Source organism: Brevibacterium epidermidis NBRC 14811 (assembly GCF_001570805.1).
Taxonomy (GTDB): domain Bacteria; phylum Actinomycetota; class Actinomycetes; order Actinomycetales; family Brevibacteriaceae; genus Brevibacterium; species Brevibacterium epidermidis.
This window is the reverse complement of the sequence record NZ_BCSJ01000011.1, coordinates 115,502-136,271: the sequence shown is the minus strand read 5'-3', so window position 1 is coordinate 136,271 and position 20,770 is coordinate 115,502. Positions and strand designations below refer to the sequence as shown.

At 62.0% G+C, this 20,770-nt stretch carries 21 protein-coding genes; 6 read left to right on the top strand and 15 right to left on the bottom strand.

Going from position 1 to position 20,770, the window contains the following annotated elements; genetic code table 11:
• Positions 1 to 3 precede the first annotated feature (3 nt).
• Entirely contained in the window at positions 4 to 552 is a 549-nt protein-coding gene (locus tag BEP01S_RS16805; protein WP_062242048.1) for a hypothetical protein, read from the top strand.
• A gap of 88 nt (positions 553 to 640) precedes the next feature.
• A complete protein-coding gene (locus BEP01S_RS07845; RefSeq protein ID WP_062242046.1) occupies positions 641 to 1,876 on the top strand; it encodes an NAD(P)-binding domain-containing protein in 1,236 nt (411 codons plus the stop codon).
• On the opposite strand, the gene BEP01S_RS07840 is transcribed toward BEP01S_RS07845, so the two are convergent.
• Positions 1,846 to 2,337 (bottom strand): hypothetical protein, encoded by a 492-nt coding sequence (locus tag BEP01S_RS07840; RefSeq protein WP_062242044.1) that lies wholly within the window; start codon positions 2,335 to 2,337, stop codon positions 1,846 to 1,848. The genes BEP01S_RS07845 and BEP01S_RS07840 overlap by 31 nt on opposite strands.
• 275 nt (positions 2,338 to 2,612) lie before the next feature.
• Between BEP01S_RS07840 and BEP01S_RS07835 the strand changes: the two genes are divergently transcribed.
• Positions 2,613 to 3,329 carry a PIG-L deacetylase family protein gene (locus tag BEP01S_RS07835; protein ID WP_062242042.1) on the top strand — a complete coding sequence of 239 codons (717 nt, stop codon included), beginning with the start codon at positions 2,613 to 2,615 and terminating at the stop codon, positions 3,327 to 3,329.
• Positions 3,330 to 3,463: 134 nt separating this feature from the next.
• On the opposite strand, the gene tpx is transcribed toward BEP01S_RS07835, so the two are convergent.
• The 9 genes from tpx to BEP01S_RS07790 form a co-directional block, all read right to left on the bottom strand.
• Positions 3,464 to 3,964 (bottom strand): thiol peroxidase, encoded by a 501-nt coding sequence (tpx, locus tag BEP01S_RS07830; RefSeq protein ID WP_062242040.1) that lies wholly within the window; start codon positions 3,962 to 3,964, stop codon positions 3,464 to 3,466.
• A gap of 140 nt (positions 3,965 to 4,104) precedes the next feature.
• A complete protein-coding gene (locus BEP01S_RS07825; RefSeq protein WP_062242038.1) occupies positions 4,105 to 6,300 on the bottom strand; it encodes a bifunctional metallophosphatase/5'-nucleotidase in 2,196 nt (731 codons plus the stop codon).
• 115 nt (positions 6,301 to 6,415) lie between these two features.
• Positions 6,416 to 7,423, bottom strand: coding sequence for a DUF368 domain-containing protein (locus BEP01S_RS07820; protein ID WP_062242036.1), 1,008 nt, complete (start codon positions 7,421 to 7,423; stop codon positions 6,416 to 6,418).
• A 44-nt stretch (positions 7,424 to 7,467) separates the two neighbouring features.
• Positions 7,468 to 7,986: a DinB family protein gene (locus BEP01S_RS07815; RefSeq protein WP_062242034.1), complete on the bottom strand. Its 519-nt coding sequence runs from the start codon at positions 7,984 to 7,986 to the stop codon at positions 7,468 to 7,470.
• Between the two features lie 55 nt (positions 7,987 to 8,041).
• Positions 8,042 to 8,413 carry a VOC family protein gene (locus BEP01S_RS07810; RefSeq protein WP_062242032.1) on the bottom strand — a complete coding sequence of 124 codons (372 nt, stop codon included), beginning with the start codon at positions 8,411 to 8,413 and terminating at the stop codon, positions 8,042 to 8,044.
• A 107-nt stretch (positions 8,414 to 8,520) separates the two neighbouring features.
• Positions 8,521 to 9,339 (bottom strand): thioesterase family protein, encoded by an 819-nt coding sequence (locus BEP01S_RS07805; RefSeq protein WP_062242030.1) that lies wholly within the window; start codon positions 9,337 to 9,339, stop codon positions 8,521 to 8,523.
• A 41-nt stretch (positions 9,340 to 9,380) separates the two neighbouring features.
• Entirely contained in the window at positions 9,381 to 9,596 is a 216-nt protein-coding gene (locus BEP01S_RS07800; RefSeq protein WP_062242028.1) for a hypothetical protein, read from the bottom strand.
• Positions 9,597 to 9,730: 134 nt separating this feature from the next.
• Positions 9,731 to 11,950, bottom strand: a complete 2,220-nt coding sequence (locus tag BEP01S_RS16565; RefSeq protein ID WP_083532621.1) for an LPXTG cell wall anchor domain-containing protein — start codon at positions 11,948 to 11,950, stop codon at positions 9,731 to 9,733.
• Between the two features lie 266 nt (positions 11,951 to 12,216).
• Positions 12,217 to 14,178 carry a S1 family peptidase gene (locus tag BEP01S_RS07790; RefSeq protein ID WP_062242024.1) on the bottom strand — a complete coding sequence of 654 codons (1,962 nt, stop codon included), beginning with the start codon at positions 14,176 to 14,178 and terminating at the stop codon, positions 12,217 to 12,219.
• A gap of 246 nt (positions 14,179 to 14,424) precedes the next feature.
• On the opposite strand from BEP01S_RS07790, the gene BEP01S_RS07785 reads away from it, so the two are divergent.
• Genes BEP01S_RS07785 through BEP01S_RS07775 form a run of 3 tightly spaced genes read left to right on the top strand, consistent with a single transcriptional unit; the run spans position 14,425 to position 16,232 of the window.
• Positions 14,425 to 14,904: an META domain-containing protein gene (locus BEP01S_RS07785; protein WP_062242315.1), complete on the top strand. Its 480-nt coding sequence runs from the start codon at positions 14,425 to 14,427 to the stop codon at positions 14,902 to 14,904.
• Positions 14,901 to 15,221: an META domain-containing protein gene (locus tag BEP01S_RS07780; RefSeq protein WP_062242022.1), complete on the top strand. Its 321-nt coding sequence runs from the start codon at positions 14,901 to 14,903 to the stop codon at positions 15,219 to 15,221. The genes BEP01S_RS07785 and BEP01S_RS07780 overlap by 4 nt, the downstream gene beginning before the upstream one ends.
• Positions 15,222 to 16,232 (top strand): DUF808 domain-containing protein, encoded by a 1,011-nt coding sequence (locus tag BEP01S_RS07775; RefSeq protein ID WP_062242020.1) that lies wholly within the window; start codon positions 15,222 to 15,224, stop codon positions 16,230 to 16,232.
• A gap of 49 nt (positions 16,233 to 16,281) precedes the next feature.
• On the opposite strand, the gene BEP01S_RS07770 is transcribed toward BEP01S_RS07775, so the two are convergent.
• The 5 genes from BEP01S_RS07770 to BEP01S_RS07750 form a co-directional block, all read right to left on the bottom strand.
• Positions 16,282 to 17,109, bottom strand: a complete 828-nt coding sequence (locus tag BEP01S_RS07770) for an ABC transporter ATP-binding protein (RefSeq protein WP_062242018.1) — start codon at positions 17,107 to 17,109, stop codon at positions 16,282 to 16,284.
• A complete protein-coding gene (locus BEP01S_RS07765) occupies positions 17,106 to 18,119 on the bottom strand; it encodes a FecCD family ABC transporter permease (protein ID WP_062242311.1) in 1,014 nt (337 codons plus the stop codon). Before BEP01S_RS07765 ends, BEP01S_RS07770 begins: the two co-directional genes overlap by 4 nt.
• A gap of 86 nt (positions 18,120 to 18,205) precedes the next feature.
• On the bottom strand, positions 18,206 to 19,273 hold the full coding sequence (locus tag BEP01S_RS07760) for an iron chelate uptake ABC transporter family permease subunit (RefSeq protein WP_083532620.1): 1,068 nt from the start codon (positions 19,271 to 19,273) through the stop codon (positions 18,206 to 18,208).
• 96 nt (positions 19,274 to 19,369) lie between these two features.
• Positions 19,370 to 19,855 (bottom strand): SufE family protein, encoded by a 486-nt coding sequence (locus BEP01S_RS07755; protein WP_062242016.1) that lies wholly within the window; start codon positions 19,853 to 19,855, stop codon positions 19,370 to 19,372.
• Positions 19,855 to 20,763 carry a sulfurtransferase gene (locus BEP01S_RS07750; RefSeq protein WP_082819329.1) on the bottom strand — a complete coding sequence of 303 codons (909 nt, stop codon included), beginning with the start codon at positions 20,761 to 20,763 and terminating at the stop codon, positions 19,855 to 19,857. Before BEP01S_RS07750 ends, BEP01S_RS07755 begins: the two co-directional genes overlap by 1 nt.
• Positions 20,764 to 20,770 lie beyond the last annotated feature (7 nt).

Sequence of the window (20,770 nt, the reverse complement as noted above, 5' to 3'; positions counted from 1 at the left end):
TGTGTGAGTGAGCCCGGACCAGGTGGTGGAGGCGGCGGCGGTGCCCCTGCCCGACCTGATCCCCCGACTCGCATCCCGGAATCGCAGTTCCAGAACTTCGACATTCCGGCACCCACAATCTACGCCTGGCCAAAGGATTGGGCCGTCGTCGGCAAACCGGCCGCCTTCTGGACCGACACCGACGTCAGCTATATCGACATGACCTTGCTGACCTACGCAGTTCAGGTCAAAGTCACCCCAGAGCGTTTCAACTGGGACTTCGGGGACGGCTCGGGCGCGACAACCACGGCAAAAGGTGCGAAGCCCCTTCCCGGCGGCACCCCGCAGATCGGACACGAATACCAAGAATCAGGCAAGGTGTCGGCCTCGATGACAGCAACATTCAGCGGTGAGTTCTCGGTCGACGGCGGCCCCTGGCTTCCGATCGATGGTTTCGCTCACGTCGCCAGCAACGACATCGGCATCGAGGTCTATCGCTATCACCGCTACCTCGTCGACGAAGACTGCTATTCCAATCCTCGTGGGCCCGACTGCGCCCAATCTGCCCGCTGACGCCATAACTCACTGCCGAAACGGATCAGCACATCGCTCGGACCCGATCGACGGAACCGTGACGAGGGAAACCTGAAACAATGGCCCCATGGTGTGCCGAATCAACGAGCTCCTGATCGATTCTCATTGGCCTGTCGTCATTATCGGGGCAGGCCAAGCCGGACTGTCCGCAGCCCATTACCTGTGGCGCGACGGCCTCGCACCAGGCAAAGACTTCATCATCCTCGATGCCGGAGACGGACCTGGTGGAGCCTGGCGTGAGCGGTGGGACTCATTGACTTTGGGAACCACTAACCATATCTCCGACCTCCCCGGTTTCCCTCTCGGCCGTCCCGATCCGAACGTGCCCGCCTCCGAAGTCGTCTCCGACTACTACTCCCGCTTCGAGCGCGAACTCGAACTCTGTGTCATCCGCCCGGCTGAAGTCGACACCGTCCGGTCCGAAGAACCAGGACAGGGACGGTTCACCGTCACCGCAACGATCGACGGCGAACAGGTGACGCTCTCCTGCAACTACCTCATCAACGCAACCGGCACCTGGACCCAGCCCTACGTGCCTTTCATCCCCGGCATCGCCGAGTTCGAAGGCCACCAGCTGCACACAGTGAACTTCCGCGACGTCGAAGACTTCCGCGGACTGCGTACGCTCGTCGTCGGCGGTGGAATCTCCGCCACGCAGTTCCTCCTCGAACTCGCCGAGGTGACCGACACGCTTTGGGCCACACGCCGTCCCCCGAACTTCACCTCCAGAGAATTCGACGGCCATTGGGGCCTCGAAGTCGAACGAGCCGTTCGCGAACGAACTCTGTCCGGGTTGGCCCCAGCCAGCGTCGTCCGAACAACAGGACTGCCGATCCGCAGAGAGTTCCGCGACGGAATCGACTCGGGAGTCCTCGTCTCTCGAGGCATGTTCGACCGCATCCTTCCCCACGGAGTCCACTTCCCCGGGATCGACGACACCGAACGACCCACCACGTCGGAGGGCCTGGGCCCCTCAGCCAGCGACCACCTGGCAGTGCCCGAGTCATGGTTTCCGTTCGCCGAACCACAAGTCGAAGAAGTCGACGTGATCTTCTGGAACACCGGGTTCCGAGCAGCACTCAAACACCTCGCCCCCTTGAGGCTGCGCACACCTGATGGCGGAATATCTATGGAAACCGAGGTCGCAGTCAAAGACGACCCGCGACTGTTCCTCGTCGGCTACGGCTCGGCCAGCTCCACGGTCGGAGCCACCAGAGCTGGAAGGATAGCGGCCCGGGAACTGCTCAAACGCATGTCAGTTGGTCGGCAGCTTCAGCGCAGGTCCGGAGCTTTGAGCTCCTGATCGTCGAAGCGAACCGTCGGCAGCATCTGTCGGAACTGGTCCTGAGCCTCAGTGTCATCAGCCTGTGCGAGCATGTCGACGCTGACCTTGAAAAGCCGGCCGTCGACGGACACTCCGGCCACGGCACCGAAGATCACTGAATCTTCCTTGTCGACTGCGCGCATATCGTCGGGGGCCAGCGTGCCGTGGAAGACCCAGTATTCTCCCCCGTCGAGTGATCCGGTGGACTCGCTGCCCAGTGACGATCCCGAAGTGCTGAACATCCGCTCGCGCGCCTGATCCACCAAATCCTGTGGTGAAGACTCGTCATCATCGATGCAGTTGACCGTGATGATCGCCCCGGAATCGGCTTCATAGAGCCGATAGCCGTCGTATCCGGATCCATCGCCCCAGTCAGCGCTCAAAGCCAAGCTGACTTCGACGGGACATTGTCCGCCGAGTTCGGCAGTGGTCTCACTCATACCCTCAGGAATTGTCGGACCGGTTGGTGTCGGAGAAGGTGACTGCCCGTCACCGACGCCCACGCTGGCTGGTTTCGCGCCGGCCTCATCGGAGCTGCTGACCCGGAACGCCGAACATCCGCTGAGGGTGAGCCCCAAAACCAACGCCACTGCCACGAGTGACCTATTCATCGTTGTCTGCCTTCACTCGGTCAGTGGGTCATCCATATCGTACCCAATCGTCTGTTCGTCCCCGCGCCCTAGCGCAACGGTAAGCTGCCGCTTAGCCTGGTGTCATGACTGAGATCCCGCTTTTCGATGACTCTGATATCGACCGTGTGCTCTGTGTGGTCGCCCACCCCGACGATATGGAATACGGGGGTTCGGCGGCAGTGTCAAAGTGGACCGATGAGGGCAAAGAGGTCGCCTACCTCCTGCTCACCCGTGGGGAGGCGGGGATCCGGGACTTGAGCCCGGAGGAAGTGGCACCGCTGCGCGCCGAGGAACAGCGTCGGGCATGCAATATCGTCGGCGTCGACGACCTTGAGATTCTCGACTTCCCAGATGGTCTGCTTGAGCCCAACCACGAGCTGCGCCGGGCGATTGCACGGAAGATCCGCGAGTTCCGGCCGAACGCAGTCGTCGTCACGACCTTCGACCTTCAGGTGCAGTGGGGTCTCAATCACGTCGACCATCGCCATGCCGGCGTTGCCACTGTCGATGCGATCCGCGACGCCGACAATCCTTGGGTCTTCACCGATCTCAAGGACGAGGGGCTCGATGCGTGGAAGGCTGATCGACTGCTCATCAACGGCGCCAAGCCCACTCACGCCGTGGCTCTCACGGCTGAGCACGTCGACCGCGGTGTCCGGTCGCTCGAAGCCCACAAGGTCTATTTGGACGCGCTCAAAGACCATCCGGCGCCGAAGGACATGATTCCGAGCATCACCACGAGTGGTGGAGAGCTCGCCGGTGTCGACTACGCTCTGCCGATCACTGTCGTCGATATGTGAGTGCTTCGGCTTGAGCTGCCCGACTGCTGCCGGGGTGCCGACGCAAAACCGTCTAAAGTGAACCGGGTGGGACGCTTGTGCGTCCCACCCGGTTCATTCTTCGCAGGTCGAGGCTCCGATCCGCGGAGTCGAGATCAGGCTCCCAGAGCTGCGGTCGCCGAATCGTAGTCGGGTTCGGTGGTGATCTCATCGACGAGCTGCGTGTAGGTCACGGTGCCCTTCTCGTCGAGGACGACGACGGACCGGGCGAGGAGACCGGCGAGCGGACCATCGACCATGGTCACACCGAAGTCCTTGCCGAACGAGCTGCGGAATCCCGATGCTGTCACGACGTTCTCGATGCCTTCGGCGCCGCAGAAGCGGGCCTGGGCGAATGGAAGGTCGTTGGACACGCAGACAACGGTGGTGTTCTCCAGACCGGAGGCGAGTTCGTTGAACTTGCGCACCGAGGCGGCGCACACACCCGTATCGAGGCTGGGGAAGATGTTGAGCACGACGCGCTTGCCCGAGTAGTCCTGTGAGTTCACATCACCGAGGTCGCTGCCGACGAGGCTGAAAGCCGGGGACTGCTCGCCCTTGGCTGGCAGTTCGCCGACGGTCTTGACCGGAGATCCCTGAAATGCTGTGTTGGCCATGCTTGACTCTCTCCTTCTTCAGAGCTGACTGCTGTCACTCTCACTCTACGTGAGTCGGCGCTCAGGGAAACCCGGTGAACGCGGAACGGTCGTCCGACGAACCGTCGGGTCGCCGCATCCCACCGGCCTCCGCCGGTCACTCAACGGCGACGACGGCGCGAGAAGACTACGAGGGCCGCACCGAGTGCGATGATGGCAGCTCCGATGCCTACGCTTGTGGCGACCTCGAGCCCTGTCCGCGGCAGATCGGCCCCGCCGCCTGCGCCGGCCGCCGAGTCGTCGGCTGCACCGTCGTCAGCGTTGCCGTCCGATGTGCTGCCGTCGGAAGCCCCGTTCGTCGAATCATCGTCCTCGGATGTTGCTTCTCCGGTGTCGTCCCCTCCGTCGGAGTTTCCGGCACTCCCGGACCCCGCCGCGTCGGAACTTCCACCAGCCTCGGACTCATCGCCATCGGACCCCTTCGAGTCTGCCTCTGCAGTTGCTTCGCCGGAGGTGTCAGCATCCTCGTTGTCGTTGGAATCGTCGTCTCCACCGGGTGCACGGCTGCTGGTGACGACCTGCCAATTCTCATCGAAGAAGTCGGCTGGGTCGACGATCTGCTTCGCCTCAGCCCAGTCGATGAGTGCCTGGCGCACCTCGACCTGTTCGTTGTAGACCTCTTTGAGTCCGTCGACCGGGTAGCCGCCTCCCCCGGACTGGCGGTAGTTGTTGATGGCGAGGATGAAGCGATCGTCGACTCCGACCTCGCTGCCGTCGGCCTGTTTGAGGTTTTCGATCCTCTCCCCGGTCGGTTTGGAGACATTGATGTCGTAGTCGATTCCTGCCAGAGCGTCATAGTTGTAGTCCGGGATCGGAGATTCCAAGACTTCGTCGATCGCATTGGTGCCGTCGACTGGATCGAACTCGGCGCCCTCTTCGGTCTGTTTGAAGTAGCGTGCCGAGTACTCGAGGTAGTCGCGCAGTTGGGCGCCGTTGATCTCGACGCCTGCCAGGGTATTGTCATAGACATAGAGCCCGGCCACATCGCGGATCGTGATGTCACCGGCTGGGAACTCCGCCGTGCGGCTGAAAGGCGATGCCTGCGAGATCACGGGAAGACCCTCATAGTCCGTTCCCTTCAGGCCTTCTTCCACTTTCTCCGTCTGGACGTGAGAGATGAAGTCGAGGATCGCAGTGTCCTCGTAGTACGAAGTCTTCGCCGAAAGCGTTTCGGTCACCGAGCCGATCTTCGTGTTCACGTAGTCGATCGTGGTCCGGTGCTGCTCATCGACGAGATCCTTGATCTCCTGATCCTCAGCGACGTCGCCCTGGGTGACGAGAGCGTCCGCGTGCGGCTCGTTCTCACCCCAGTCGACGTGGTGGGTGTCGAGATTGATCGGCAGTCCCACCTCGGAGACCGAACGCGCCCAGTAGTTCGGTTGAGTGATGAGCACTTGGCTGCCGTCGTCGCGGTTGACGACTTGGCTGGGTTCGTTCTGATGAGTATGACCGGCGACGAGGACATCGACTCCAGGCACCTTCGCCACCGAAGTGCTGACGTTCTCCTGCAGCTGGTCAGGATCCCAGCTCTGTCCTTTCGGATCTTTGCCCGAATGGGAGAGCACGACGATGACGTCGGCGCCCTTCTGCTTCATCTTCGGGACATACTTCTGCGCCGTCTCCACGGGATCGTCGAAGTGCACCTTTCCGGACAGGTTGTTCTTGTCCCAGATGCGACTGCCGGGAGTCGTCACGCCGAGGACGCCGACGGTGATCGTCTCACCGTCGACCTGCTTGTCGATCATCGCGTACGGATCCAGATGGGACTGTCCGTCTGCGTCGTCGATGACATTGGCTCCGAGCAGCGGGAAGTCGACTTGGTCACGGTAGGTGGCCAAAAGATCGAGGCCGTAGTTGAATTCGTGGTTGCCGACGACCTGTGCGTCGTATCCCAGATGGTTGTAGGTTTTGGCCAATGGGTGGGTCTGGCCGCTGGTCGTGATCGGCTCCTGCTTGGCGTAGTAGTAGGCCAGGGGATTGCCTTGGATGGTGTCGCCGTTGTCGACGAGGAGCACGGATTCGGCGCCTTTGTCCTCGCGCACTTCCTTGATGAGCGTCGAGGCTCGAGACATGCCCAGCTCCTCCCCTGCCGGATAGGGCTTGTTCGCGAAGTAGTCCCAATTGAGGACGTTGCCGTGAACGTCAGTCGTCGCCAACAGAGTCAGTTCCCCGGTCGTCGCCGCCTGGGGATCGACGGGGTCATCGGCGCTGCCGAGACCGGTTGCGGAGGCGGCCGCGGGGCCTGTGACGATCAGAGCAAGGGCGAGTGAGGATGAGGCCAGGGTGCGCAGACGCATGAGTCTCCAGAGAAGCGGTCAGACAGAGTGACTGTGATTCAACTCTCTTACCCTAATGGGCGCGAACCGTTTTCTGAATGGAGCTTGAGAGAAATTTGGACAAACTCTCTTGCGTTCACGCTTCGGTAGATTCGGCGCCCCCGGTTTCGTCCTTCGAGGACGCAAACTTCGCCTCGACGATGATGAGGACGATGACGACGGCGGCACCGAGGGCAGCAAGAAGGATCGGACCGAGCACCGGGTCGACTGGTGCCAGCAGAGCACCTGCCCCGTGCTCTTCACCGTCGGCTCCAACCTCAGCAGATGACTGCCAGGGCCACAATGCACGCAGGGATCCGAACATCAGACCGGCCATGACGATAAGCGTCCACCACCGGTAGTTATGGAGGAAATATTTGAGGATATTGACGAACACGGCCAGACCAAGGATCGCACCGAGCATGAAGATGCCGAGGTAGCCGAAGTCTCGAGTATCGACGGCGCGCAGGGTGGTCGAATACATACCGACAGCCAGCAGGAAGAACGATCCGGAGACTCCGGGGATGACGAGGGCGCAGATCGCGATCGAAGCGACGAAGAAGACGGCGATAAGTGGTGGGTTCTCGACGTCGGCGCCGCCGGCCAGTCCAGTCATCCAGAATGCCAGAGCGGCTGCGGCAAGGAAGGCGAGGCTGCCGGCGAGCACGGGCTGCCTCGATGATCGTGCTGGCAGCATTCGCAGGGGCACCGCGATGCTGGCGGCGACGAGGCCGAAGAACAGTCCGCGTGCCAGTTCCGGATTGCCGGTGACGAAGGACTCCAAGATTCCGGCAATTGTGAAGACTGCGGTGGCCATGCCCACCAGGACGGGGATGACGAGGAACCAGTCGGTGCGTCGCAGTTCGGCCAATGCACCTGCTACCCGGTTCGGTCCCGTGACGAGAGTCTTCGCCGCCGAGACCACATGTGCCGCGGAGTCGATGAGCTGGTCGTAGACGCCCGTGACCAGCGCGATCGTTCCGCCGGAGACTCCGGGGACGAGCTCGGCGCTGCCGATGAGGAAACCGCGGATCAGATCGAGCGGAATGAGCGCTGCAGGTCGTTTCGGTGCAGTATCGCTGCCGGTCGGCGGAATGTTCGTCATACCCACAAGCCTATTTGATCGACTCGTTGTTCGGAGGCCAGGACTCAGTCGCCTATCTCACCGTCGATGTCTTCACGCAGGAGGTCGGCGTGGCCCGCGTGACGGGCATACTCTTCAATGAGGTGGATGAGGATCCACCGGACGTTGAACTTCTCTCCGTCACGATCACCTCTCGCGGTGAGCGTATCCAGGTCGGCCACCTCGGCGAGGATTTCACGCGAAGTGGCGCAGGACTTCTCGTGGGCAGTCAGGAGCTCATCAGCACTCATTCCGGCGGCAGACTCAAAGTCCCAGTCGGAATCAGTCTTCCAGTCGACGCTCGCCCAGGGCTCACCCAGCTCTCTGCCCTGCAGCACTTCGACGAACCAGCTCTCTTCGACGAGCGTGAGGTGGCGGATGATCCCGCCGATCGTCAGTGATGATGAAGCCACCGTGTGTTTGAGTTGGTCAGGGGTCAGCCCATCGGCTTTGCGTCTGATCACCTGGCGGAAATATTCGAGGAACTCTTCGAGTCCACGCCGCTCGTTCGGGGCATTGGTCGGGTCGGTCAAGGGCAGGGTCATGCTGAGCCTCTCTGATCATGCAAGTTGCCTGTCGTTCATTCTAAACGCGGCATGGTCAGTCTGGCTTTCGTCGCCCGATGTCGAAGAGATTTCCCTCGGGATCTTTCAAAGTCGTCCACTCGATTCCGTGCTCGTCGAAAGAGGCGATCTTCTGCGCGCCGAGTGATACCGCCCGCCCAACATCGTTCGGATAGTGCGGATCGTCGAAGTCGATGTGCAGAGGATTCTTGCCCTCGGCACGCTCGTCGACTTTGAGGAAAAGCATTCCCGGGGTCGGTGCCTCGGTGTTGTGGACTCCCCCGATGCTGGCGACGAATTCGTTCGCGCCCGCGTCGATTTCAGCGCCGAGGAGGTCCGCCCAGAAGATCGATTGTGCTTCGACGTCGAGGCAGTCGAAGGTGATGCTCAGTGAGGACAGGGACGCCATGGTTGGGGTCCTTTCACGGTCGGCGACGTGTTGACCTGACTCTAGGTCATGGCACTGACGTGAAAGTCCGCTGTCGTCCTCGACGGTCGCGCACCGTCACAGTCGGATCAGTCGCGCGGCTGCCGGGCCAGCTGCCGTGATTGAGCGACGAGGCGTCCTGCCGAGTCCCACAGTTCGCAGTCCTCTTCGAACATGCCACCGGCGATATTGCGGGTGTACAGCTTCGCACTGATCCAGCCCGGTGCTGGTTGTGCGCGCAGATGTGCGGTCAGTTCCATCGTCGGCGCCCAATTGAACCGTCCGAGATCGAACATCACTGGCGGGAACGCATCCAGGAATGTCAGCAGCGCCAAGGGGTCCGGATCGGTCCCATCAGCGAGGCGGATCCACCCCTGCAGCTCGCCTCGGCCGCTGGGTTTGCCGACAGCGAATCCGGCGGCCGCCGGGTCCAGGCGCATATCGAAGCGTTCGATGAGCGGCGCGGCCTTCTTGAAGTCCTCGCTGGCTTCGGCAACACTGACGCATTCTTCCGGGGAGGGCAGCTGTGGCGGAGCCGCGGTGGTGGCGACATCATCGGGAAGAGCGCCGAGGTTGCCCATCGTTGCCATCGCCGAGATCGTTGGAGATCCGTTCTGGGAGAGCTCAATTCCGTAGCTGCCGGTCGAGCGTCCTTCGCGCAGTACGCGAGTGGTGATGTCGACGCTGCCTTCTTTGCTGGGTCCCAGGTAATAGGTCGAGATGACGAGTGGGTCCGGTGTGTTCGGGTTGAGGGCTCGCAGTGCCTGGCCGGCAACGCTGAGCAGGTAGCCTCCGTTGACTGCGCCGGCGACTTTCCAGCCGGCGCCGAGTTCTGCGGTGAAGGAGTGGTCGCCGGTTCGTTCGACTGCAGTTGCACGGGCGAATTCGCTGGAGGTGATGTCCGTCATAACTCAAGGGTACCAATCACTGAACGAACGTCCAGCCAGGATCAGTGGTGTCCGTGCTGACGTTCGTTGCCGTGGCGATAGTTTCCCGTCACACGAGCCAGCAGCTGCTGGTCAGATTCATGGCTGCGACCGAGCTTCGGGATGAGTGCGGCAGCTTTCTTACCGCCGAGTTCCATGACGGTTCGGCCGCCTCGGCGAATGATGAGGACTCCTGATTTGGTGACCTGGTAGTCGAATGGATCGTCTTCGAGGCTCATTCGCGGACTCCTTCATCAGTTGAGCCGGGACCATCTGGCTGTGACTGTGGTTCGAGTATAAGGAAGGTGCCCCTGACCAGCTGGTCAGGGGCACCTTCGCTCAGTCAGTCAACAAGTGACTGTAAGGGCGTGATTCAGTTGTTCTTCTTGCGACGCATGGTCAGAACAACGGCTGCTCCACCGACGAGGAGGAGGCCAGCTCCGGCTGCGAGGCCGGTGAGCTCGGCACCGGTGCGAGGCAGATCGGATCCGCCGTCACCGTTTCCGTCATCGTCGTTGCCGCCGCCGGTGCCGTCTTCATCGGCAACGACCTGGAAGGAGCCGGTGAGGGCTTCTTCGTCAGCGGTGTCATTGGCGCCGGTGACCTCGAGGTCGTACTTGCCGAGGTAGGCCTCGGGGTTCGAGGCGCTGGTGCCGTAGATCGAGAATCCGACGACTCCGTCAGCGTTAGCGGTTTCTTCGAGGGTGATGCCTTCGACGTTTTCAGGTCCGGCAACAACTTCGAGGGTGACGTTCTCGCCCTCTTCGAAGCCTTCAGCGGTGATCTGAACGCCCTTGTCTTCCTTCACGAAGTCCGCAGCAGCGATCTCCTTCGGGTCGATGGTGAGCTTGCGCTCAGCCGGGGCCTCAGTCTTCTCTTCCTCTACGGTCACAACGAACTGGGTGGCGGGAGAAGTCTGACCGTTCGCAGTCACGACAGCGGTGTAGTTGTACTCGCCAGCCTCAGCAGGAGCCTCAGCGGAGAAGTTGCCTTCGGCGTCGGTCTTGACAGTCGTGGTGCCTTCGGCCGGTGCAGCCTGGGCGGAAGAACCTGCGTTGGCGCCAGCGGGCTTCCAGGTCAGCTTCACTTCTGCGTTCGGCTCAGCCTTACCAGTGATCTTTCCGCCTTCAACAACGGTCTGATCTCCGACCTTGGGAGCTTCGAGCTTGTCGTCGCCGTCAGCGTCGGAATCGGCTTCGTCGTCCTTGCCATCAGCGGCAGCCGAAGCATCTGCATCGTCACCGTCAGCGGCGGCCGAAGCGTCTGCTTCTGCTCCGTCTGCATCGGCCGAAGCCTCAGCATCATCACCTTCGGCAGCGGAAGAAGCGTCTGCTTCCTTGGCGTCCGCGTCTCCGTCATCGGAAGCGGTAGCATCATCGCCGTCAGCTGCCGACGAAGCGTTGGCATCCTTATCGTCCTCAGCCGGGGGTTCTTCCGTGGGATCTTCGAAGGTGATGTCGATGTCAGCTGCATCTAGTGCATAGTCGAGGTCTGCGACCCATCCAAGAGCGAAAGGATCACCAACGGGGTGACCCGCGTCGTCGACAAACGTGGTCTTCGGTGAGCCACCAGAGATCACACCAACTGCTGTGTCACCCTGGAATACTCCTCCGCCGGAGTCCCCAGGCGAAGAGAACGGATCCTCAACTGGCGACTTCACCGCAAAGCCATGTACCCACCGGCCGCTGATGACCATGAAGTCAAAGTTGGCTTGTTCCTTCGGGATAACCTCACCACTTGTGAGGCCAGTCGTGCGGCCTGACTTCTCAACAGAACCTTCACTATGCGAACCAACTGAGGTGATCGGCTTCACCTTGGCTGACAGATCGTCGCTTGAAGCACTTGTCCAGTCAGTAGCACCAGTTTTGACACCGTACTTCGAAGTATCGAGATCGATTACCGAGAGGTCAATATCGCCGTCATTACCCGTGGTTTCACCAGGCTGAGCTAAAGTACCGAACTTCTTGTACTTCCAGTCACCCAACGAACCAATGCCCTTATCCTGGAAGCCTTCGCCGCCCTTGCCTGCGCCAGGCGCAGTCGACGGCTTCTCGGCATCGCGCAGGGTGGTCCACCCAAGATGTTTGCCCGTATCAGGGTGTTCTGGGTCTTCCGGGTCGATGAAGATCTCTTCCGCGCAGTGACCAGCACTCAGAACGATAGGCGTCTTTGTGGCTGTGTCCCAACCTGCAAACCCTGTCGAGCATGCACCAGCTGCCTGATCGGAGCCAGACCCGTCATTCACCAAGTACCCCATGCCGCCCACTGCGTCATTGCCGGCGTACGCCTGACCTTCAGGAACGCCTGCAGTCACCTTGACACTATCCGCACCATATTTGTCTTTCAGCGCTTCAATCTGCTTCGCATCGACATCTTCAGCCGATTCAACGCCAAGGTTTAGAGTCTTTGTGGCCTCATCGAATCCGAAGGCGTTTACAATGGCGATCTTTTTGGCCGCCTGGGTCGCCGACTGTGCGCTCATTTCCGGCTTCACCTGATCGGCAGCTGCAGGGCCAGCGATGAACGCGCCGCCCAGGCCGAGTGCTGTCGCTGCTGCCAGCGCCAGCGAACTCTGCACGAGTTTCTTCTGCATAAGTTGTTGTCTCTCTGTTCTGAGGGATCAATGTCACAAGTTGATGACCTAAGTCACGATAAGGTTACGGGCCGCACTCAGGAACTACCAAAAAAGTACGTCCAAAACTGTGAACTTAATGACCGAAACTTCAGCAGATGTACAAACTGACTTGTCGGCATCTTCCGGGAGACCGCCGCCATGAATAGACGGTGCCCCCGGTCAGAAGACCGGGGGCATCGTCAGTGAGTGTTCAGCAGACCGTCAGACGGTCAGCTTCCCTGCACTCAGTTCTTGTTCTTACGACGCATGGTCAGAACGACTGCGGTTCCGCCCACGAGGAGCAGTCCGGCTCCGGCAGCAAGGCCGGTCAGCTCGGCACCGGTGCGAGGCAGGTCAGAACCGCCGTCACCGTTTCCGTCATCGTCGTTTCCATCGCCGGCTCCGCCATCAGCATCGCCGTCGTCGTTGTTGCCGTCATCGTCGCCACCGGTTCCGCCACCGGAACCGTCTTCGTCTGCGACAACCTCGAACGAACCGGTCAGTGCCGACTCATCCTCGGTGTCGTTGGCTCCGGCGACCTCGACGTCGTACTTACCGAGGTAAGCTTCAGGGTTCTCGGCGCTGGTGCCGTAGATCGAGAATGCGGCAGCACCGTTCTCGTTCGCGGTCTCTTCCAGCTCAATGCCTTCGACGCCCTCAGGTCCGCTGGCAACTTCGAGGTTGACCTTTTCACCCTCGTCGAAGCCCTTGACCGTAATCGTCACGCCCTTGTCTTCCTGCACGAAGTCAGAAGCGGCGATCTCCGTGGGGTCGATGCTGATCTCACGCTCGACGGGAGCGGGGGTCTCAGACTCGTCCTTCTCAACGGTCACGTCGAATTCAGTCGTCTTGGATTCCTGTCCATCGACGATCGCAGTCGCAGTGAAGTTGTAGTCGCCTTCAGCCTTGGGCCCTTCGACGGAGAAGTTTCCGTCCTTGTCAGCCGTGACGGTCTCAGAACCGTTTTCGGCTGCCTGGGTTCCAGTCTCGTCGCCCTTGGCATCTTCAGCGGCTTCCCACTTCACCTCGACCTTCGCGCCAGCCTCGGCCTTGCCCTTGATCTTGCCTTCGGGCTCGATGGTCTGGTCTTCGGCCTTCGGAGCTGCAGGAGCCTCGGGGGTCTCCTCGCCCGGCTTCTCGAGGTTGAAGTCCGTGCCGGACTCCTCGAGCGAGTGGTCCAGGTCGGCAACCCAGGTGAACGAGGTGTTCGCATCGAGGTCGCCGCCGCCGGAGATGACACCCACGGCGGTGCTGCCCTGGTAGACGCCGCCGCCGGAGTCGCCCGGCTGCGAGAAGGGCTTGTCGATCGGCGCGGTCACGCCGAATCCGTGGACCCAGCGTCCGCCGACGTTCTGGTAGTCGAAGTCGTACTCCGAGCGGGGCAGAACTTCGCCGTCGGTCTTACCGGTGGTGCGACCGGACTTGCTGATGGCGCCGTCCTTGTGCGCACCGACCTCGGTGATCTCGGTGGTCGACTTGGCCAGATCGTCCGAATCGGCGGTCGACCAGTCGGTGATGCCGTTCTTGACGTTGTACTTCGACTCGTCGACGTTGATGACGGCGAAGTCGATGTCGGACTCGCTGGGCTCAGGCCACTTGTTCTGGTCGGCGCCCTCGAGGAGGTCGCCGCCGAAGTTGTGGAAGCCCCACTTGCCGATGACGCCGCTGCCGGAGGCCTGGAAGCCTTCGCCGCCATTGGCCTCGGAGATCGAAGGCTTCTCGGTCTGGTCGACCGTGGTGTCGCCGTCGAACTCGTTGGTGTCTTCGTTGATGATCTTCGAGCAGTGTCCGGCGGTGAGGACGACGGGCTTGCCGTCACCGTCCCAGCCGGAGAAACCGGTCGAGCAGGCCCCGCCGCTCTCGCCGGCCTTGACGAGGTAGCCGGCACCGCCGACGAGATCGTTCTTCGCATAGGGCTTCAGTTCCTTGATGCCCTCGGTGACCTTGATGTTCTGGTACTTCTTTTCGAGCTGCTTGATCTCGTCGGTCTTCTTGGCAACACCGATGCTCAGCTCGCCGCCCTCGGTGCCGTAGGCGTTGACGCCTTCGATGCCGGACAGTGCCTTCTGAACGTGAGCTTCACTCTGAACGTCCAGCTTCTGCGGAGCCTTGTCAGCCATCGCCGGCGAGGCGACGAGTGCGCCGCTCAGGCCCAGCGCAGCTGCGGCGCTGATCGCCAGCGAACTCTGCACGAGTTTCTTCTGCATAAGGTCGTTTCCCTTGATCGTTGTCGATGCTTCGATTGCCCGACCCCTTCAACGCAGCTCCCCGCATCTCAGCGGTTCGGGTCTCCGGTGTCAGATTTCCAACCGTGTGAAAGGTTACGGTTTGATCACGACGCATTGCAAAAACCATCAGAGTCGCAGGTGAACACAACTTACAGAAGTCGGACTACACAAGCTGTCCTGTGTTCTTCCAGGAGGCTCAGAACCGGTGCCGTTATGATCAGGGGCATGCCGAACCACACAACGCTTCGCACCCTGGCCTCTGCGAGACCCACTTCGAGGCTCGCGCTCGGAATCGCAGCTCTTGCTCTTACACTGCCGTTAGCGGCCTGTGACACAGGTGTCGACCCTCGTAACCCCAGTTCTCCTTCCCCTGCCGAATCCAGCGAGACCGCGTCCCCCAGTGAAGACGCCTCCGACCTGGACCCCACAGGCAAATGGTCCTCCCCGGAGAAGGGCGATCCGTTCCTCGAATTCGCCGAAGACGGTTCCCTCAAAGGTTCGGACGGCTGCAATGCGATCGTCACCACTTGGAAGGTCAAAGGCGACGAGATCGCCATCGATTCCTTCATGTCGACTCAGAAAGCCTGCGCGGGTGTTGATACTTGGCTGAGCAAAGCTTCAACAGCGACCATCGAAGGCGATGTTATGAAGGTCATGGACAGCAACGGCAAAGTCATCGGCGGACTGGAGAAGGACGACAAATGACACAGGAACTCATCGGCCGCTGGGTGGCCGAGACAAATGAACGGGCCTTCCTCGAATTCTCTGAGGACGGCTCGTTGCGCGGCAGCGACGGAGCCAACGCCCTCGTGACCTCGTGGTCGGCTGAGCCCGAAGGCTTGAAGATCAAATCCGCGATGATGACGCTCAAAGCCGCACCCGGAATGGTCACCTGGGTGACCAAAGCCCGGCGAGTCGACCCCGATGGCGATCGTCTGCACCTCTTCGACGCCGCCGAGAACCACCTCGGCGATCTTCATCGTTACCCGCCGGGCACGACCCACAAACTCGGCGGTCGTTAGATGGCCGGGGGTCTGATCGCGCTCCTCGACGACGTTGCCGCACTGGTCAAGCTCTCAGCAGCCAGCCTTGATGATGTCGCTGCAGGAGCATCCAGGGCTGGCGCCAAAGCTGCGGGCGTCGTCATCGACGATGCGGCAGTGACACCGAAATTCGTCGAAGGCATCAGCCCGAAACGCGAGTTGCCGATCATCCAGCGGATCGCCCTGGGTTCGCTGGTCAACAAGCTCGTCATCATCCTGCCGATCATCCTTCTGCTCAGCCAATTCCTCCCCTGGTTGCTGACTCCTCTGCTCATGGTCGGTGGCACCTACCTGTGTTTCGAAGGTGCTGAGAAAGTCTTCGAGAAGTTCGGATGGATCGCCCACCACGAAGAACCGGCAGCAGAGTCCAAAGGAAGCGCTGACAGTGCTGCCAATGAGAAGAAGATCGTCCGTTCCGCCATCACCACCGACTTCGTCCTCAGCTGCGAGATCATGGTCATCGCCCTCAACGAGGTGGCCGGCGAGTCCCTGACCAGTCGTGCCATCATCCTCGCCATCGTCGGCCTTGCCATCACCGTCGGTGTCTACGGAGTCGTCGGTCTCATCGTGAAGATGGACGACATCGGTCTGCGCATGGCAAAGAAGGACGTCCCCGGGCCGCAGAAGTTCGGACGGTTCCTCGTCGGCGCCATGCCGAAGCTGCTCGCACTGCTCTCAGTCGTCGGCACCTTCGCCATGCTCTGGGTCGGAGGCCACATCATCCTCGTCGGCACCGATGAACTCGGCTTCCACGCCCTCTACGGCTTCGTCCACCACCTCGAAGAGCCCGTCGCAGCGATCGCGGCCGTCGGCGGCTTCCTGGGGTGGCTGGTCAACACGTTCTTCTCCCTCATCCTCGGCGCGGTCTGGGGTGCGATCATCGTCGGCATCATCTTCGGTGCCAAGGCCCTGTTCACGGGCAAGAAGAGCACGGAACATGCGCACACCGTCACCGAGGCGGGACCACCCACCGATCAGACGCAGTCCTGATCATCTGGTCCGGTCGGGCCCTGCACGGCGCGGCGCGGTCCGGGTCGGCTCAGCGTTGGGCGAAGGTCTTCTTCGGTGCTCCCGCCACGATCATCGGAGCGCCCGTGACCGGATCGTCGATGACCGTGCATTCGATGCCGAAGACCTCGTGGACGAGTTCTGAGGTGATGATCGTCTCCGGCGGTCCCTGAGCGATGATGGCACCGTCCTTCATCGCGATGATCTCGTCGGCGTACCGGCAGGCTTGGTTGAGGTCGTGGAGGACTGCAACGAGTGTGTGCCCGTATTCGTGATTGAGCTGCGAGAACAGGTCGAGTAGCTCGATCTGGTACGCGACGTCGAGGAAGGTCGTCGGTTCGTCGAGCAGCAGGAGCGACGTCTCCTGGGCAAGCACCATGGCCACCCAGACGCGTTGGCGCTGACCGCCGGAGAGCTCGTCGACGAGTCGTGACGACAGTTCTTCGGTGTTCGTCGCCCGCAGTGCCGACAGCACTGCGGCTTCATCGGCGTCGGTCCACTGGCGCAGGAACGACTGGTGCGGGTGCCGCCCTCGGGAGACGAGTTCGGCGACCGTGATCCCGTCCGGGGCGATGGATGACTGCGGGAGCAGACCCAGGCGTTGCGCGATCTTCTTCGTCTTCATCTTCTCGATGTTGTTTCCGTCGAGCAGCACTGTGCCCTTCGCCGGCGGCAGCAGCCGTGCCAGTGCGCGCAGCAGGGTCGACTTGCCGCAGGCGTTGGGGCCGACGATGACTGAGAACTTTCCGTCGGGGATGCTCACATCGAGATCACTGACGATCTGGCGCTGGTCATAGGCCAGATCGAGGTTCTCGGCGATCAGCGGTGAAGGTGCGCCCGCAGAGTTGGGAATGCTCATGATGCCTTCCGAGCTTCTTGGATGAGGAGCCAGATGAGGTAGATGCCGCCGATGCTCACGGTGATGACGCCGACCGGCAGTTGGATGTCGCCGAACGCATGCTGGGCGATGAGGTCGGCGGCGACGAGGAGCAGTGCTCCGACTGCCGCAGAGGTCAACAGGCTGGTGCCCTGCGCCCGCGCGATCCGCCGTCCGATCTGCGGAGCCGCCAAGGCGACGAAGGCGATCGGGCCGGCAGCGGCCGTGACCACGGCGACGAGGGCGACGGCGATGACGATGAGCACGGCACGAACAGGCTCATTGCGCACACCCAGGGCCTTCGCCGTATCATCACCGAGTTCCAAGGTCCCGAGGTCCCGGGAGAAGAGTCCGCAGGCCAGTCCGAGGACGATCGTGGCCACAGCGGCCGGAGCGATCGTCTCCCAGCCCATTCCGTTAAGAGTGCCGGCGCCCCAGGTGGCGGCGGCCATCGCGAGCTCAAGATCGGCGCGCATGATCAGCCAGGTGTTGAACGCATTGAGCATGGCCGTCAGGGCGATTCCGACGATGATGAGCCGGAACCCCTGCACCCCGCCCTTCCAGGTGAGCAGGTAGACGACCAGTGCGGTGAGGAGTCCGCCGATGATCGCTCCTGCCGCGGTGGAGACGAAGCTCGTGCCGAAGACGATGATCGTGACGATGCCTCCGGTGTAGGCACCGGTGGAGAAGCCGATGATGTCCGGAGAGCCCAGTGGGTTGCGCGTCAGTGATTGGAAGACGGCTCCGGAGACTCCGAGTCCAGCGCCGAGGACGATTCCGGCGATGATGCGCGGTGCCCGCCATTCTCCGACGACGGTGTTGACGATGCGCTTCTCCGCGGCACCGAACAGGCCTTGGAAGACTTCGGTCGGAGTCAGCGAGAACTTGCCGAGCATGAGACCGGCGAAGCCGCAGGCCAACGCGAGAAGAGTGATGATTCCGGCGGTGATGACGACCCGCATATCGATGCGGAATCCGAAGACGCGCAGCATGGGCCGACCGAAGTCGACTTTCTCCCCCGGCAGAGCGTGCGGATGCGCGGTGAGGGTGCGGTCGGGAACCGCGAGGTTCGTGGATTTCACAGACCGCTCGCCTTCTTCCGTCGGACAAGGGCGATGAGCACCGGGGCACCGACGAACGCGGTGACGACTCCGACTTGGAGTTCGCCGGGCTTCATCACGACTCTGCCGATAACGTCCGAGGCCAGGAGCAGAATGGGCGAGAGGACAACCGAGTATCCGAGGATCCAGCGCTGGTCGGGACCGACGATCCACCGTGCGATATGCGGGATCATCAGACCGATGAATCCGATCGGCCCCGCGGCAGCCGTGGCCGCTCCGGCCAGGAGGGTCACGGCGAGGATGGAGAGCACCCGCGTGCGATTGACCGAGGTGCCGAGGCTGGCGGCCAGGTCATCGCCGAGGGCCACGGCGTTGAGTGAGTGGGACAGCGCCAGCGCGAGCACTGTGCCGATGACGATGAACGGCAGGATCGCGGAGATCGTATCGAAATCACGACCGGCGATCGCGCCGACGTCCCAGGACCGGAACGCATCGAAGGCACGTTCGTTGGTCAGCAGGATCGCCTTGGTCAGTCCGGTCAGCACCGCGGCCACGGCGACTCCGGCCAGAGTCAGGCGGATCGGATCGACGCTGCGGCTGCGGCCTGCGGACCCGATGATATAGACCCCGACGGTGGCGATGAGGGCACCGCCGAAGGCGAACCAGATGTATCCGGTAATCGAGGAGATTCCGAAGAACGCGACCCCGATCGTGATCGCCAGGGACGCTCCGGCGTTGACGCCGAGGATCCCCGGATCAGCCAGAGGGTTGCGGGTCAGGGCTTGGATGAGCCCGCCGGCCAGGCCCAGTCCCATTCCGACGAGGATGCCGAGCACGGTCCGCGGCAGGCGCAGTTCGAGGACGACGAGCTGATCGTCACTGCCGTTGGGTGCGAAGAAGGCTCCGAGGACCTCCGAGAGCGGCATATCCCGCGCACCGATAGCCAGTGACGCCGCGATCACGACGATGAGCGTGATGAGTGCCGCGACGAGTCCCAGCGCTCTTCTGGTCCGCAGGCTCCCACCGGTCGGATGACTGGTGTCAATATGCGGTTTCGCCTCAGCAGAGGTGGCGGAACCGGTCATCGAGGTGGTCCTTTGAGTGAAGTAGAGGTCAGGTGACTAAGGGCAGGCTAACCACACTGTAACTCACTGGACCACCTCAGCCAAGCGAGAAGGATCTCACTCGGCTGTGATCTTGCCGATCCTCTCGGACACCTGACGCTGGATCCGCGAAAGCATTCCGCTCATTCCGCGCAGCCTCAGCGGGCTGACGATCTCCGACATCGACAGCCGCAGCGGCAGATCGGCGGGAACCGACAGAATCGTCTCGGCGCTGGATCCGTCGAGGCCTTCGTGTAGGATCCCGGCGAAGCCACGGGTCGTCGGTGCCTCCGGAGGTGCGGAGAAGTGCAGCCGCACTTCCGCCTGCTCCCCCGCCTCGGGGTCGGCCACCTCGGTGACGAGGAAGATCGGCGACTGGCACTCGGGCACGGGCTCGAGCAGCTCCGGATGATCCGTGTACTTCTCCGGCAGATCGGGAAGATCCGTCGCGAACTCCAACAGCACCTGGAGCCGATCATCGGCCGGGGTTTCGGCGAAATCGGTGACGATCTCTGCCAGAGCCTCCGGCAGGTCGTCGGTCTTGGGTGTCGTCGTCTCGGTCATCAGCGTCCGCGCACCTCCCCGGGCTCAGCTCCGGTGACGATCGGCACGCCGACGACATTGCCCCACTCGGTCCAGGAACCGTCGTAGTTGCGCACGTTCTCGTAACCGAGGAGGTGCTTGAGGACGAACCAGGTGTGGCTGGAGCGTTCGCCGATCCGGCAGTAGGCGATGACCTCATCGCTCTGCCCCAGTCCTGCCTGCTCGGTGTAGAGCTCCTTGAGCTCGGCCGCGGACTTGAAGGTGCCGTCTTCGTTGGCTGCCTTGCCCCAGGGCATCGACTTCGCGCCGGGGATGTGGCCGCCGCGCAGCGCCCCTTCTTCCGGGTAGGCGGGCATATGCGTGCGTTCGCCGGTGTATTCCTCCGGGCTGCGCACATCGATGAGCGGAAGATCACCGAGGCTGTCGCGGACCTCGGGAAGGAAGGCGCGGATGGCCGAATCGTCGCGTTCGACGACAGGGTATTCGGTGGGTTCGGGCTTCGGCTTCTCGGTAGTCATCTCACGGCCTTCGGCCTGCCATTTCGCGCGGCCGCCGTCCATGAGGCGGACGTCTTCGTGACCGAAGAGGGTGAAGACCCACAGAGCGTAGGCGGCCCACCAGTTCGACTTGTCGCCGTAGACGACGATGGTGTCCTCACGGGAGATCCCCTTGGCGGACATGAGTGCGGCAAATCCCTCGCCGTCGACGTAGTCGCGGGTCACGGGATCGTTGAGTTCCGTGTGCCAATCGACCTTGACCGCCCCGGGAATGTGCCCGGTTTCGTAGAGCAGCACGTCTTCGTCGCTTTCGACGATGACGAGTCCGGGATCGCCTGCATGCTCAGCCACCCAATCGGTGCTGACCAGTCGGGTTCCGTCCGCGTATTCGGCGAACTTCTGTGCGGGATCTGCCGGGATCGAAGTGCTCACGCATTCC

Excerpts from the sequence above, each read along its gene's own strand:
- BEP01S_RS07835 (WP_062242042.1), top strand. The coding sequence starts at position 2,613 with ATGACTGAGATCCCGCTTTTCGATGACTCTGATATCGACCGTGTGCTC.
- BEP01S_RS07780 (WP_062242022.1), top strand. The coding sequence starts at position 14,901 with ATGACACAGGAACTCATCGGCCGCTGGGTGGCCGAGACAAATGAACGG.
- BEP01S_RS07785 (WP_062242315.1), top strand. The coding sequence starts at position 14,425 with ATGCCGAACCACACAACGCTTCGCACCCTGGCCTCTGCGAGACCCACT.
- BEP01S_RS07845 (WP_062242046.1), top strand. The coding sequence starts at position 641 with ATGGTGTGCCGAATCAACGAGCTCCTGATCGATTCTCATTGGCCTGTC.
- BEP01S_RS07840 (WP_062242044.1), bottom strand. The coding sequence starts at position 2,337 with ATGAGTGAGACCACTGCCGAACTCGGCGGACAATGTCCCGTCGAAGTC.
- tpx (WP_062242040.1), bottom strand. The coding sequence starts at position 3,964 with ATGGCCAACACAGCATTTCAGGGATCTCCGGTCAAGACCGTCGGCGAA.
- BEP01S_RS07815 (WP_062242034.1), bottom strand. The coding sequence starts at position 7,986 with ATGACCCTGCCCTTGACCGACCCGACCAATGCCCCGAACGAGCGGCGT.
- BEP01S_RS07810 (WP_062242032.1), bottom strand. The coding sequence starts at position 8,413 with ATGGCGTCCCTGTCCTCACTGAGCATCACCTTCGACTGCCTCGACGTC.
- BEP01S_RS16565 (WP_083532621.1), bottom strand. The coding sequence starts at position 11,950 with ATGCAGAAGAAACTCGTGCAGAGTTCGCTGGCGCTGGCAGCAGCGACA.
- BEP01S_RS07765 (WP_062242311.1), bottom strand. The coding sequence starts at position 18,119 with ATGCTGCGCGTCTTCGGATTCCGCATCGATATGCGGGTCGTCATCACC.
- BEP01S_RS07775 (WP_062242020.1), top strand. The coding sequence starts at position 15,222 with ATGGCCGGGGGTCTGATCGCGCTCCTCGACGACGTTGCCGCACTGGTC.
- BEP01S_RS07770 (WP_062242018.1), bottom strand. The coding sequence starts at position 17,109 with ATGAGCATTCCCAACTCTGCGGGCGCACCTTCACCGCTGATCGCCGAG.
- BEP01S_RS07755 (WP_062242016.1), bottom strand. The coding sequence starts at position 19,855 with ATGACCGAGACGACGACACCCAAGACCGACGACCTGCCGGAGGCTCTG.
- BEP01S_RS07760 (WP_083532620.1), bottom strand. The coding sequence starts at position 19,273 with ATGACCGGTTCCGCCACCTCTGCTGAGGCGAAACCGCATATTGACACC.
- BEP01S_RS07800 (WP_062242028.1), bottom strand. The coding sequence starts at position 9,596 with ATGAGCCTCGAAGACGATCCATTCGACTACCAGGTCACCAAATCAGGA.
- BEP01S_RS07825 (WP_062242038.1), bottom strand. The coding sequence starts at position 6,300 with ATGCGTCTGCGCACCCTGGCCTCATCCTCACTCGCCCTTGCTCTGATC.
- BEP01S_RS07805 (WP_062242030.1), bottom strand. The coding sequence starts at position 9,339 with ATGACGGACATCACCTCCAGCGAATTCGCCCGTGCAACTGCAGTCGAA.
- BEP01S_RS07820 (WP_062242036.1), bottom strand. The coding sequence starts at position 7,423 with ATGACGAACATTCCGCCGACCGGCAGCGATACTGCACCGAAACGACCT.
- BEP01S_RS07790 (WP_062242024.1), bottom strand. The coding sequence starts at position 14,178 with ATGCAGAAGAAACTCGTGCAGAGTTCGCTGGCGATCAGCGCCGCAGCT.